This is a genomic window from Achromobacter sp. 1014246743 (genome assembly GCF_059760725.1).
On sequence record NZ_JCBANA010000009.1, the window covers coordinates 65,408 to 77,703 of the forward strand.

11 protein-coding genes are annotated in these 12,296 nt (G+C 63.3%); all 11 read left to right on the forward strand.

Annotated elements, in window-relative coordinates; all coding sequences use genetic code 11:
* The first annotated feature begins 21 nt into the window (after nucleotides 1-21).
* Nucleotides 22-1,374, forward strand: a complete 1,353-nt coding sequence (gene der, locus AC6LJ2_RS06070) for a ribosome biogenesis GTPase Der (protein ID WP_263913741.1) — start codon at nucleotides 22-24, stop codon at nucleotides 1,372-1,374.
* 3 nt (nucleotides 1,375-1,377) lie between these two features.
* Nucleotides 1,378-2,445: a histidinol-phosphate transaminase gene (gene hisC, locus AC6LJ2_RS06075; protein ID WP_263913742.1), complete on the forward strand. Its 1,068-nt coding sequence runs from the start codon at nucleotides 1,378-1,380 to the stop codon at nucleotides 2,443-2,445.
* Nucleotides 2,446-2,606: 161 nt separating this feature from the next.
* Nucleotides 2,607-2,843: an RNA chaperone Hfq gene (gene hfq / locus AC6LJ2_RS06080; protein WP_006218585.1), complete on the forward strand. Its 237-nt coding sequence runs from the start codon at nucleotides 2,607-2,609 to the stop codon at nucleotides 2,841-2,843.
* Nucleotides 2,844-2,927: 84 nt separating this feature from the next.
* On the forward strand, nucleotides 2,928-4,034 hold the full coding sequence (gene hflX, locus AC6LJ2_RS06085) for a GTPase HflX (RefSeq protein WP_175192630.1): 1,107 nt from the start codon (nucleotides 2,928-2,930) through the stop codon (nucleotides 4,032-4,034).
* A complete protein-coding gene (gene hflK / locus AC6LJ2_RS06090; protein ID WP_263913744.1) occupies nucleotides 4,000-5,304 on the forward strand; it encodes an FtsH protease activity modulator HflK in 1,305 nt (434 codons plus the stop codon). Before hflX ends, hflK begins: the two co-directional genes overlap by 35 nt.
* An 18-nt stretch (nucleotides 5,305-5,322) precedes the next feature.
* The gene (gene hflC, locus AC6LJ2_RS06095) at nucleotides 5,323-6,228 is read left to right on the forward strand and encodes a protease modulator HflC (protein ID WP_263913745.1); all 906 of its coding nucleotides are present in this window, start codon (nucleotides 5,323-5,325) and stop codon (nucleotides 6,226-6,228) included.
* A 245-nt stretch (nucleotides 6,229-6,473) separates the two neighbouring features.
* Nucleotides 6,474-7,631, forward strand: coding sequence for an ATP phosphoribosyltransferase regulatory subunit (locus AC6LJ2_RS06100; protein ID WP_263913746.1), 1,158 nt, complete (start codon nucleotides 6,474-6,476; stop codon nucleotides 7,629-7,631).
* 76 nt (nucleotides 7,632-7,707) lie between these two features.
* Nucleotides 7,708-9,003 (forward strand): adenylosuccinate synthase, encoded by a 1,296-nt coding sequence (locus tag AC6LJ2_RS06105; RefSeq protein ID WP_029953375.1) that lies wholly within the window; start codon nucleotides 7,708-7,710, stop codon nucleotides 9,001-9,003.
* 83 nt (nucleotides 9,004-9,086) lie between these two features.
* On the forward strand, nucleotides 9,087-9,629 hold the full coding sequence (locus AC6LJ2_RS06110; protein WP_025135229.1) for a phosphoribosyltransferase: 543 nt from the start codon (nucleotides 9,087-9,089) through the stop codon (nucleotides 9,627-9,629).
* 335 nt (nucleotides 9,630-9,964) lie between these two features.
* Nucleotides 9,965-10,177, forward strand: a complete 213-nt coding sequence (rpsU, locus tag AC6LJ2_RS06115; protein WP_006218592.1) for a 30S ribosomal protein S21 — start codon at nucleotides 9,965-9,967, stop codon at nucleotides 10,175-10,177.
* Between the two features lie 19 nt (nucleotides 10,178-10,196).
* Nucleotides 10,197-12,242 (forward strand): DNA primase, encoded by a 2,046-nt coding sequence (gene dnaG, locus AC6LJ2_RS06120; protein ID WP_263913747.1) that lies wholly within the window; start codon nucleotides 10,197-10,199, stop codon nucleotides 12,240-12,242.
* Nucleotides 12,243-12,296: the final 54 nt, after the last annotated feature.

Sequence of the window (12,296 nt, forward strand, 5' to 3'; positions counted from 1 at the left end):
TTAAGAACAAAGCCTTACACCGTGTCCTTCAAGCCTGTCGTTGCCCTGGTCGGTCGCCCCAATGTGGGTAAATCGACCCTTTTCAACCGCCTGACGCGATCGCGCGCCGCGCTGGTGGCCGATTTTTCCGGCCTGACCCGCGATCGCCACTATGGCGAGGGCAGGGTGGGCGATATCCCCTTCATCGCCATCGACACGGGCGGTTTCGAGCCCGTCGCCAAGGACGGCATCCTGCTGGAGATGGCTCGCCAGACCCGGCAGGCCATCGCCGAGGCGGACGTGGTGGTGTTCCTGGTGGACGCCCGCGCGGGCCTGAACGCCCACGATCACGAAATCGCCACCTTGCTGCGCAAATCCGGCCAGCAACGCGTGCTGCTGGCGGTGAACAAGGCTGAAGGCATGGGCCTGGGCCCTGCCATCGCTGAATTCCACGAGCTGGGCCTGGGGCAGCCCTATCCCATCTCGGCCGCGCACGGCGACGGCATCGTCGACCTGATCGAGCTCGCGCTCAAGGACCTGGCCGAGCCGCCCGCCGAAGAAGACGTCGTCGAAGAGGGCGAGCACGACCACCGCATCAAACTGGCCATCGTGGGCCGTCCCAACGTCGGCAAGTCCACGCTGATCAACACCCTGATGGGCGAAGAACGCGTCATCGCCTTCGACATGCCCGGCACGACCCGCGATGCCATCGAAATCGATTTCGACCGCGATGGCCGCCGTTACACGCTGATCGACACCGCCGGCCTGCGCAAGCGCGGCAAGGTGTTCGAGGCCGTCGAGAAGTTTTCCGTCATCAAGACGCTGCAGGCCATCGAGGCCAGCAACGTCGTGCTGCTGATGCTGGACGCGCAAACCGAGATTTCCGAGCAAGACGCCCACATCGCGGGCTTCGTGCTGGAAACCGGCCGCGCGGTGGTCGTCGCCGTCAACAAATGGGACGGCCTGGATGGTGAAGAAAAAGAACGCATCGAACGCGAATTCCAGCGCAAGCTGCGCTTCCTGTCGTTTGCGCGCGTGCACACCATTTCGGCGCTGCGGGGGCAGGGCATCAAGCCGCTCTTGAAGTCCATCAATTCGGCCCATGCGGCCGCGTTTGCCAAGCTTTCCACCCCCAAGCTCACGCGCGAGCTGCAGGCCGCCATCGAGCAACAGCAGCCGCCCCGCAAGGGCATCTTCCGTCCCAAGATGCGCTATGCGCACCAGGGCGGGCAGAACCCGCCGCTGGTCGTCATCCATGGCAACGCGCTGGACGCCATTCCGGATTCCTATCGCCGCTACCTGGAAACCCGTTTCCGCAATGCGTTCGACCTGGCCGGCACCCCGCTGCGCATCGAATTCAAATCCTCGCACAACCCCTACGCGCAGGAAGACTGACCCATGAGCCGTTTCTGGAGTCCCGTGGTCGGGACGCTCAGTCCGTATGTCCCGGGCGAGCAGCCCAAGCTTCAGAACCTGGTCAAGCTGAACACCAACGAGCACCCTTACGGGCCGTCGCCCAAGGTGCTCGAGGCGATCCGCGCGGCGAGCGACGACACCCTCAAGCTGTATCCGGACCCGTCCTCCGACCGCCTGCGCCAGGCGATCGCGACCACGGTCGGCGTGGAACCGTCGCGCGTGTTCGTGGGCAACGGTTCGGACGAAGTGCTGGCCCATGCCTTCCTGGCGCTCCTCAAGCACGAGCGTCCGCTGCGTTTTCCCGATATCAGCTACAGCTTCTATCCCGTCTATTGCGGCCTGTACGGCATTGCCTATGAGACGCTGCCGTTGACCGACGATTTCCGCATCGATGTCGACGACTACCTGCCCGCGCGGCATGGTCAGGCCGGCGCCATCATTTTCCCGAACCCCAATGCCCCCACCGGGCGGGCGCTGACGGTCGCGGAAATCGAACGCATCGTGGCCGGCAATCCGGATGCCGTGGTGGTGGTGGACGAAGCGTATGTCGACTTCGGCGCTGAATCCGTCATTCCCCTGACCGCGCGCTACGACAACCTGCTGGTGGTCCAGACGCTGTCCAAGTCGCGCTCGCTGGCCGGCCTGCGGGTCGGCTTCGCCGTAGGCAGCCCCGAACTCATCGACGGGCTGGAGCGGGTCAAGAACAGCTTCAATTCCTACCCCGTGGATCGCCTGGCGTCGGCCGGGGCGGTGGCGGCGCTTGAGGATACGGAGTATTTTGAGCAGACCCGCCAAGCCGTGATCCAGACTCGCGCACGGATGGCGGCGGGTCTGGTGTCGCTGGGCTTCGAGGTGTTGCCATCCAGCGCGAACTTCGTGTTCGCGCGGCATGCATCCCGGGACGCTGCGGAACTGGCCGCCGGGCTGCGCGCACGCAGCATCATCGTGCGCCATTTCCGGCAGCCGCGCATAGACCAGTTTCTACGTATTACAGTGGGCACCGATGAGCAGTGCGAACTGCTTCTGAAGGCGCTCGCCGAGGTCGTCTGAACCACGGCCGGCGGGGCTTTTGCGGCGGAAAACTCTGGTGTCATCTTCACTTCCGACACAAGTGGCACGGGCCGGGAAAACCCTGTAGAGTACATGTTTCGGCGTGCTCCACCAGTACACGGCGCGCCACCACTCAATAACAAACAAATGGAGCCTGGCCAATGAGCAATAAAGGGCAAACTCTGCAAGATCCGTTCCTGAACACCCTGCGCAAAGATCACGTGCCGGTGTCCATTTACCTGGTGAACGGTATCAAGCTTCAAGGGCAAATCGAATCTTTCGACCAGTACGTGGTGCTGCTGCGTAACACGGTCACGCAAATGGTCTACAAGCACGCCATTTCCACCGTTGTTCCCGCCCGCGCCGTGAATTTCCAGGTGGAAGTCCCTGCTGAGTAATCTCGCTCCTGCAGTACCTTTTATTGCCCGCCGGACGGTCGACGTCGGCGGGCATTTTCGCTTTGGCTCCAAAATGGTGCATGTATGCGCGCACTGATTATCAGCGTGGATCTCGGTGATCCCGACTTCACGGCCCACGCGGAAGAATTCGCCATGCTGGCCAAGGGGGCGGGCGCCGAAATCGTCGGCACCCTGACCGCCCGCCGCGATCGTCCCGACGCCAAGTTCTTCATCGGTTCCGGCAAGGCCGACGAAGGCGTGGGCATGGCCCAGGCGCTGCTCGCCGATATCGTGCTGTTCGATCAGCCCTTGTCGCCTGCCCAGCAGCGCAACCTGGAACGCCTGTTCAACCTGCGCGTGGTGGATCGGGTTGCGCTGATCCTCGATATTTTTGCCCTGCGCGCCAAGAGCCATGAAGGCAAGCTGCAAGTCGAGCTGGCGCAATTGCAGCACTTGTCGACCCGCCTGACGCGCATGTGGAGCCACCTGGAACGTCAGCGCGGCGGTATCGGCATGCGCGGCCCTGGCGAATCCCAGCTCGAAATGGACCGCCGCATGATCGGCGCCAAGGTCAAGACGCTGCGCGAGCGTCTCGACCGGGTTGAGCGCCAGCGGGTCACGCAACGGCGTGCCCGTGCGCGCGGAGGCGCCTTGTCGGTGTCGCTGGTGGGCTATACCAACGCGGGCAAGTCGACCCTGTTCAATGCCTTGACCCGAGCCGACACCTACGCGGCGGACCAGCTTTTCGCCACGCTGGACACCACCACGCGCCGCATCTGGATCGAAGGGGCGGGCAACGTCGTCGTGTCGGATACCGTGGGTTTCATCCGCGACCTGCCTCACGACCTGATCGCCGCCTTCCGCGCCACCCTGGAAGAAACCGTGCACGCCGACCTGCTGCTGCACGTGGTCGATGCGGCCAGCCCGCAGCGCGACGAACAGATCTTCGAGGTCAACAAAGTCCTGGCTGAAATCGGCGCTGCCAACGTCCCGACCATTCTGGTATACAACAAGATAGACCGGGCCGGTTTGGAACCCCGGGTGGAGCGCGACGCCCATGGTACGATTGCGCGAGTATTTGTAAGCGCCACCGAGCGCGCCGGTCTGGACGCGTTGCGCGGGGCAATGGCGGAGACCGGACAGATTGTGGGAAACAATGCCTCGAATTATCAAACTCTTCAATCTGAATGACCCCGGTTGGGGTCGTGGAAACAACAATGGCTCCGAGCCGCCGCCCAAGCGGCCTCAAGGCAACGGAGACGGTCCTCCAGACCTCGACGAGGTCTGGCGCGATTTCAATAATCGCATCGGATCGTTATTCGGCCGCAAAGGCGGGGGCGGCAATAATCGCCCGGGCGGCAATCGGGGCGGCATGACGCCGCCGTCGCCGCGCGGTGCACGCATCGGACTGGGAGTGATCGCCCTGGTCGCGGTCGGCATCTGGGCAGCCAGCGGCTTCTATATCGTCCAGGAAGGCCAGGTTGCCGTCGTCACCCAGTTCGGCAAATACAAGAGCACGTCGCAGGCCGGTTTCCAATGGCGCCTGCCGTACCCCATTCAAAGCCACGAAATCGTCAACGTCTCGCAACTGCGTACGTTCGAAGTCGGTTTCCGTGGCGGTTCGCGCAACAAGGTCCTGCCCGAAGCGCTGATGCTCACGACGGACGAGAACATCGTCGACATGCAGTTCGTCGTGCAGTATCGCCTGCGTGCGGATGGCGCACCTGATTACCTCTTCATGACCCGCGACCCGGACGACTCCGTGCGCCAGGCGTCTGAAACCGCCATGCGCGAAGTGGTCGGCAAGCAGTCCATGGACTTTGTCCTGTACGAAGGCCGTACCACCGTGGCCTCGCAGGTCCAGGCACTGATGCAGCAGATCCTCGACCGCTACCAGACTGGTGTGCAGGTCAGCACGGTCGCCATCCAGAACGTGCAGCCGCCCGAACAGGTGCAGGCCGCGTTCGACGACGCCGTCAAGGCCGGCCAAGACCGCGAGCGCCAGATCAACGAAGGCCAGGCCTACGCCAACCAGGTCGTGCCGCTGGCCAGTGGCCAGGCCTCGCGCATGACCGAGCAGGCCGAAGGCTACAAGGCCAAGGTCGTCGGCGACGCTCAAGGTAATACCGCGCGCTTCACCAGCATCCTGGGCGAATACGAGAAGTCGCCCGTCGTCATGCGCCAGCGCATGTACCTGGAGAGCATGCAGGACATCTTCACGCGCGCCAGCAAGGTCATGGTCGACACCAAGAGCAACAACAACATGCTGTATCTGCCCTTGGACAAGATCATGCATCTGGCGGCTCAAGACGCCAGCAAGTCCGCGGTAGGCAACCCCGGTTCGCCTGCACTGATCAGCCCGCCCGTCCAGCCGCCTCTGCGTGGCAATGCGGTGCCGGCCCCCCAGCCTTCCGGCAGCAGCAATAGCAACGCGCTGCCCCGCGACCGTACGTCGCGCTAACCCGGAGGAGTCCTGATCATGCAACGTCTTATGCCTATCCTGGTCGGCCTGCTCATCGTGCTGGCCGCCCTTTCTTCCTGCGTGTTCGTGGTGCGCGAGCGCGACTACGCCCTGGTGTTCTCGCTGGGTGAAGTGCGCAAGGTCATCAGCGAACCCGGCCTGTACTTCAAGGCGCCGCCGCCGTTCCAGAACGTGGTGACGCTGGACAAGCGCATCCTCACCATCGAAACCAACGAAGCCGAGCGTATCCAGACTTCCGAAAAGAAGAACCTGCTGATCGACTCGTACGTCAAGTGGCGCATCGCGGATCCCCGCCTGTACTACGTGACCTTCGGCGGCAACGAGCGTGCGGCGCAAGAGCGCCTGCAAGCCCAGATCCGCGATGCGCTCAACGCCTCGGTCAACGTGCGCACCGTGCGCGACGTGGTCTCGACCGAACGCGACAAGATCATGGCCGAAATCCTGACCAACGTCGCCAAGCGCGCCGAGCCCCTGGGCGTGCAGATCGTCGACGTGCGTCTGCGTCGCATCGAGTTCGCGCCCGAGATCTCGGAATCGGTGTACCGCCGCATGGAAGCGGAGCGTACCCGCGTCGCCAACGAGCTGCGTTCCATCGGCGCCGCCGAGGGCGAGAAGATCCGCGCCGAAGCCGATCGGCAGCGTGAAGTGATCGTGGCCCAGGCCTATGCCAAGGCCCAGGGCATCATGGGCGAGGGCGATGCCGCCGCCGCCGCGATCTACGCGCAGGCCTACGGCAAGAACCCGCAGTTCTACACGTACTACAAGAGCCTGGAAGCCTACCGCGCTTCGTTCTCCAAGCCGGGCGACGTGCTGGTGGTCGACCCCAGCTCCAGCTTCTTCCAGTTCATGAAGGACCCGGCGGGCCAGGCCCTGGCGCCGGTCACCGTGCCTGCCGCGAAGTAAGGCTTTACCGCCCGCGGCAACGCAAAAGCCCCTTGGTCAGCCAAGGGGCTTTTTTCTGGCGGATTGTGCAATAGGGGACGGCTTTAGGCCCTGGGTAGCCCGGCTGGCGCTGGCTGCTGAACCATGTACAATACCGCGTAAGCTAGAAAACATTCCGCAGCGGCTGAGCGGGCTTACGCCCCCTCAGCCGCTTTTTCGTTTGGGCGACGCCCACGCATCTCTAGGCGTTATTCAGGTAAACATTCATGGGTAACTGGTTGCTGCCCGAGAGCCTTGCCGACGTACTTCCGGCAGAGGCCCGGCGCATCGAGGAATTGCGCCGCGAACTTCTCGATCTGTACCGTACTTACGGCTTCGAGCTGGTCGCGCCGCCCCTGGTCGAGTACATCGATTCATTGCTGTCCGGCACGGGCAGCGATCTGGATCTGCGTACCTGCAAGCTGGTTGACCAGCTGTCGGGCCGCACGTTGGGCGTACGCGCCGACATGACTCCCCAGGTCACGCGCATCGACGCGCACTTGTTGAACCGCGCCGGCGTTACCCGCCTGTGCTATTGCGGCAACGTGCTGCATGCCCGCCCGGCGGATCTCCTGTCCAGCCGCGAGCTGCTGCAGATCGGCGCCGAAATCTACGGCCATGCCGGCTTTGAAGCCGACCTGGAAATCATCCAGCTGGTGCTGGAAACGGTGGCCATCGCCGGTGTGCGCAACCCCCGGCTGGACCTGTGCCATCCGGGCGTGCTGCGCGGCATCGTCGAGGCAGATCCCGTTGCTGCGGCGGTGTCCCAGGACATCATCCGCCTGATGCGCGAAAAAGACGTACCGGGCCTGGTTGAGCTGGCCGAACGCAAGCCCGGCATGCGCGCCGAAACGCTCAAGGCGCTGCAGTTGCTGCCCAAGCTGTACGGCGGGCCCGAAGTGCTCAAGCAGGCGCGCCACGATCTGCCCCTGTTGCCGGACGTGGCCGCCGCGCTGGATGCGCTGCAGGTCCTGGTGGATGCCATGCCCAACGTGGCGTTCGGCATCGACCTGGCCGATGTCAATGGCTACGGTTACCACTCGGGCGTGAAGTTCGCGCTGTACGCCGAAGGCTGGCGCGATGCGCTGGTGTCTGGCGGCCGTTACGACGATGTCAGTCGGGCGTTCGGGCGTGCGCGTCCGGCCACCGGCTTCAGTCTTGATTTACGCAAACTGGCGGCGGGTTTGCCGCCGGCGGAACGGGCGCGTGCGGTTCGCGCGCCCTGGGGGCAAGCCCCCGCCCTGACCGAGGCGGTCCGCCGTCTGCGCCGGTCGGGTGAGATTGTCGTTCAGGTATTGCCCGGTCACGAGCAGGATCAGGACGAATTCGTTTGCGATCGCGAGCTGGCGCTGCAAGACGGCGCCTGGACGGTCAGAACGCTGTGACTAACTCCCTCTCGGCAACGAGAGGGCCGCGGGGAGATTTCCGGATTTCCCGAGAAACTCGATATTGATTCGTAACATGAGCAAGAACGTAGTCGTAATCGGCACTCAGTGGGGTGACGAGGGCAAGGGCAAGATCGTTGACTGGCTGGCGGAATCCGTCCAGGGCGTGGTCCGCTTCCAGGGTGGCCACAATGCTGGCCATACGCTGTGGATCAATGGCAAGAAGACGATTCTTCGCCTGATTCCGTCCGGCATCATGCATCCTGGCGTCACGTGCTTCATCGGCAACGGTGTCGTGCTGTCTCCGGAAGCCCTGCTCAAGGAAATCGAAGAGCTCGAGGCCGCCGGCCTGGACGTGCGCTCGCGCCTGCGCATTTCCGAGATCTGCCCGCTGATCCTCCCGTACCACGTGGCCGTCGACAAGGCGCGCGAAGCGCGCAAGGGCGAAGGCAAGATCGGCACGACCGGTCGCGGTATCGGCCCGGCCTATGAAGACAAGGTCGCTCGCCGCGCGCTGCGTGTGCAGGATCTGTTCAACCCCGCGCTGTTCGACGAAAAGCTCGCCGAAGTGCTGGATTACCACAACTTCGTGCTGACCCAGTACCTGGGCGCCGAAGCCGTTTCGGCCAACGAAGTGCGCGATCAAGCCATGGCTCTGGCTCCGGCGATCGCCCCGATGGTTGCGGACGTTTCCAGCACGTTGTTCGCCATGCAACAGGAAGGCAAGCGCCTGCTGTTCGAAGGCGCCCAGGGCGCTTTGCTTGACGTCGACCACGGCACGTACCCCTTCGTCACCAGTAGCAATTGCGTCGCAGGCGCTGCTTCGGCGGGCGCGGGTGTCGGTCCCCAGTCGCTGGACTATGTCCTGGGCATCACCAAGGCCTACACGACGCGCGTCGGTTCGGGCCCGTTCCCCACGGAACTGGTCGACGAAATCGGTACTCGCCTGGCGACCATCGGCAAGGAATTCGGTTCGGTCACCGGCCGTCCGCGTCGCTGCGGCTGGTTCGATGGCGCCGCGCTGAAGCGCTCGGTGCGCCTGAACGGCATCACCGGTCTGTGCATCACCAAGCTGGACGTGCTGGACGGCCTGGAGACCATCCAGTTGGGCGTCGGCTACCGCGTCAATGGTGAATTCCGCGACGTGCTGCCTTATGGCGCTCATGCCGTGGCGCAGGCGCAGCCGGTGCTCGAAGAGCTGCCGGGCTGGAGCGAATCGACTGTCGGCATCACCGAATACGACAAGCTGCCGGAAGCCGCCCGCCGTTATCTCGAGCGCGTGGCCGAAGTCTGCGGCGTGCCGATCGACCTGGTGTCCACCGGTCCCGACCGCAACGAAACCATCGTGCTGCGTCATCCCCTGAAGGGCTGACATCGGGTTATTATTCCCAAGGCCGCCGCCGGTCTCATACCGGCGGCGGCCTTTTCGTATTTTCACGCAGGAGATCCTTGCCTATGAGCGCGCCGACCAATGACGATAGCCATCTGTGGGTGACGTGGGACGACTACAACCGTTTGATCGAACGCCTGGCCTTGCAGGTGCATCAATCGGGTTGGGAGTTCGACAAGATTCTGTGCCTGGCGCGCGGCGGTATGCGTGTCGGCGACGTTATGTCCCGTATTTTTGATGTGCCGTTGGGCATTCTGGCGACCAGCAGCTACCGCGAAGCGGCGGGCACCAAGCAGGGCGACATGGATATCGCGCAGTTCATCACCATCACGCGCGGCACCTTGTCCGGGCGGGTGTTGCTGGTGGACGACATGGTCGATACCGGCAAGACGTTCATGAAGGTGTACGACCACCTGAAGAGCCAGTTCGCCGACATCACCGAATTGCGCAGCGCCGTCCTGTGGTGGAAGGGGCATTCCCAGGCGCAGCCCGACTATTACGTCGACAAGCTGCCGACCAACCCCTGGATCCACCAGCCGTTCGAAGACTACGACAGCCTGCGCCCGCATCAGCTCGAAGCCTGGATCCGCAAAGGGTCGAAGGGTTGACGTATTTCAGGGGGACGGAATGGCTGGCGGCCTATGGCACCAGATCGTTCCCCTGGTAGTCAAAACGGCCATGACCATGCTAGAATCGCTGGTTATCGCTAAACCGAACTTGGCTTGTTACTCTTTGGGTAGTCTTTGGGTAACGGAAACGGCCAGCGAGTGTTGGCGCCGTAGTACGCCGTAAGGCGCTTGGCGCTTTGGTTGGCGTTGCAAGGTGCTGTGGCGCAGGGGTTTGTGATTTGCCGGAATCCCCGCCAGAACCCGCGCAGCGCCGCTGGCAAGCAAGCCAGGTTTGTCATCAACTTTTGTTACCCTACAAGCAGGCCAATTACTTTATGCCTATCGTTCGACTGAAGGAAAACGAACCGTTTGAAGCCGCTCTGCGCCGCTTCAAGCGCACCATCGAAAAGACCGGTTTGCTCACCGAGCTGCGTTCGCGCGAGTTCTACGAGAAGCCCACGGCCGAGCGCAAGCGCAAGCACGCCGCCGCTGTGAAGCGCCACTACAAGCGCATCCGTAGCCAACAACTGCCCCCGCGCCTGTATTGATCTTTGATTCCAGAATCTATTGATTCCAGAATCATTCATCCAGGAACTACTCGCCCGGGTCGACGTTGTCGACATAGTCGGGCGGTATGTGCAGTTGCGAAAGGGTGGGGCCAACCTTCTTGGCCTATGCCCCTTTCATAACGAAAAAAGCCCGTCATTCACTGTCAGCCCCACCAAGCAGTTCTATCACTGCTTCGGTTGCGGAGCGCATGGCAGTGCCATCACCTTCCTGATGGAACACACGGGCGCCAGTTTCCCCGAAGCCGTGCGTACGCTCGCGGCTTCGGCGGGAATGACGGTCCCCGAAGAAAATCGCAGTCCCCGCCAACAGCAGGAAACCGCGCGCCGCAAGGCCGAGGAATCTCGCCACACGCAGGTGCTGGACGCCGCACAGGCTCACTATCTGAAGCAGTTGCGCGCATCGCCCGCGGCGATCCGCTATCTGAAGCAACGTGGCCTGACCGGCGAGATTGCCGCGCATTTCGGCTTGGGCTGGTCGGGCACCGACCGGCACGGGCTTTCGCAAGTTTTTCCCAATTACGACGACCCCACCCTGGTGGAGTCTGGCCTCGTCATCGAATCCGAAGACGGGCGCCGCTACGATCGCTTTCGTGAACGGGTCATGTTCCCGATTCGCAACGCGCGCGGCAGCCTGATCGGTTTCGGCGGTCGCATCATCGGCAAGGGCGAGCCCAAGTACCTGAATTCGCCCGAAACGCCGCTGTTTTCCAAAGGCCAGGAGCTGTACGGCCTGTGGGAGGCCCGCCAGGCGATCCGCCAGGAAGGGCAGATCATCGTGGTCGAAGGCTACATGGACGTGGTGGGCCTGGCGCAACAGGGCATCGCCAATGCGGTGGCCACGTTGGGCACGGCCACCACGCCGGACCACGTCAAGAAGCTTTTGCGTTCAAGCGACAAGGTCATTTTCAGTTTTGACGGGGATGGCGCGGGGCGGCGCGCGGCGTGGCGTGCGCTGCAGGCCTGTCTGCCGGTGCTGCGCGACGACATCGCCATTCGTTTCCTGTTCCTGCCGACGGAGCACGACCCCGATTCGTATGTTCGTGAACTGGGGGCCGAGGCCTTCCGTGCCTGCCTGGGCGAGGCGGTGGCGTTGTCGCGCTTCCTGCTGGACGAATTGGCTTCGCGGCACAACATGGACGAGGCCGAGGGGCGCGCCAGTTGCCTGCATGAGGCCAAGCCCTTGCTGGCGTCCATTCCCGAGTGCGCGTTGCGGGTCCAGATCGAACGCGAGATGGCCAAGCTGGTGCAGTTGACGCCGGAGGAAATGGCGCAGGTGTTGGCGCAGCAGCCGGCCAAGCCTTTTGGCGCGCCGGCCAAACCCGCGGCGGCGGGTGAGGCGCATCCGGCCGGGCCGCAGCACGAGGGCGGCCATCCGGATGCAGGCTACGATTTTGGCGGCCACGATTTCCATGACATTCCCGCCGACGACGGTGAGTATGTCGATGTCGGCCAGTTTGCGTCGCCGGGCGGTGAGCCGAGCGGCGGCGGCGGCAACTGGGGTGGTGGTGGCAAGCAGGACTGGAAAGGCAAGAGTGACTGGAAGGGCAAGGGCGATTGGAAGGGTGGCAAAGGCAATTGGAAACGCCGCGACGACGTCGGCGGCTTCGAAGGCCGCCGCACCATGCCGTCGCTGGCCAAACGCCTGTTGGGACTGCTGCTTGCCCACCCTGAGCTGGTGGACTCCATGGGAGACCAGCAGCTTGAAGTCATCGACCATGGCCCCCATCTAGGATTGGTAAGGGACTTGATCATGCTGGCGCAATCCAGCGGTGCCCGCCATGTGGGGGCCTTGTTGGAGGCCGCAGATCCCGATTCAGACCTGGCAACGGTGCTCAAGGGCTTGCGTGCCGACATCCTGTCGCAAGAGGACCTGCCCGACCCGCAGACTGAATGGGACGACGCCCTGCGCAGGATCGAATTTGATTCGGCCAAGGCCGAAATGGCCAAATTGGCGGCCACTGGCTTGACGACGGATGAGCAGCGCAAGCGCTATCTCGAGCTGTCCAGTCGCATGGCGGTGCTGAAAGGTGCCGGTGTGCGGTAAATGCGGTAAAATCAAGGGTTTTCCGCAGCAAACAGGCATTGGTAGCAAATTTGG

Coding starts and splice junctions, on each gene's coding strand:
- hisC (WP_263913742.1), top strand. CDS start 1,378: ATGAGCCGTTTCTGGAGTCCCGTGGTCGGGACGCTCAGTCCGTATGTC.
- hflK (WP_263913744.1), top strand. CDS start 4,000: ATGCCTCGAATTATCAAACTCTTCAATCTGAATGACCCCGGTTGGGGT.
- rpsU (WP_006218592.1), top strand. CDS start 9,965: ATGCCTATCGTTCGACTGAAGGAAAACGAACCGTTTGAAGCCGCTCTG.
- AC6LJ2_RS06100 (WP_263913746.1), top strand. CDS start 6,474: ATGGGTAACTGGTTGCTGCCCGAGAGCCTTGCCGACGTACTTCCGGCA.
- hflC (WP_263913745.1), top strand. CDS start 5,323: ATGCAACGTCTTATGCCTATCCTGGTCGGCCTGCTCATCGTGCTGGCC.
- AC6LJ2_RS06105 (WP_029953375.1), top strand. CDS start 7,708: ATGAGCAAGAACGTAGTCGTAATCGGCACTCAGTGGGGTGACGAGGGC.
- AC6LJ2_RS06110 (WP_025135229.1), top strand. CDS start 9,087: ATGAGCGCGCCGACCAATGACGATAGCCATCTGTGGGTGACGTGGGAC.
- hflX (WP_175192630.1), top strand. CDS start 2,928: ATGCGCGCACTGATTATCAGCGTGGATCTCGGTGATCCCGACTTCACG.
- hfq (WP_006218585.1), top strand. CDS start 2,607: ATGAGCAATAAAGGGCAAACTCTGCAAGATCCGTTCCTGAACACCCTG.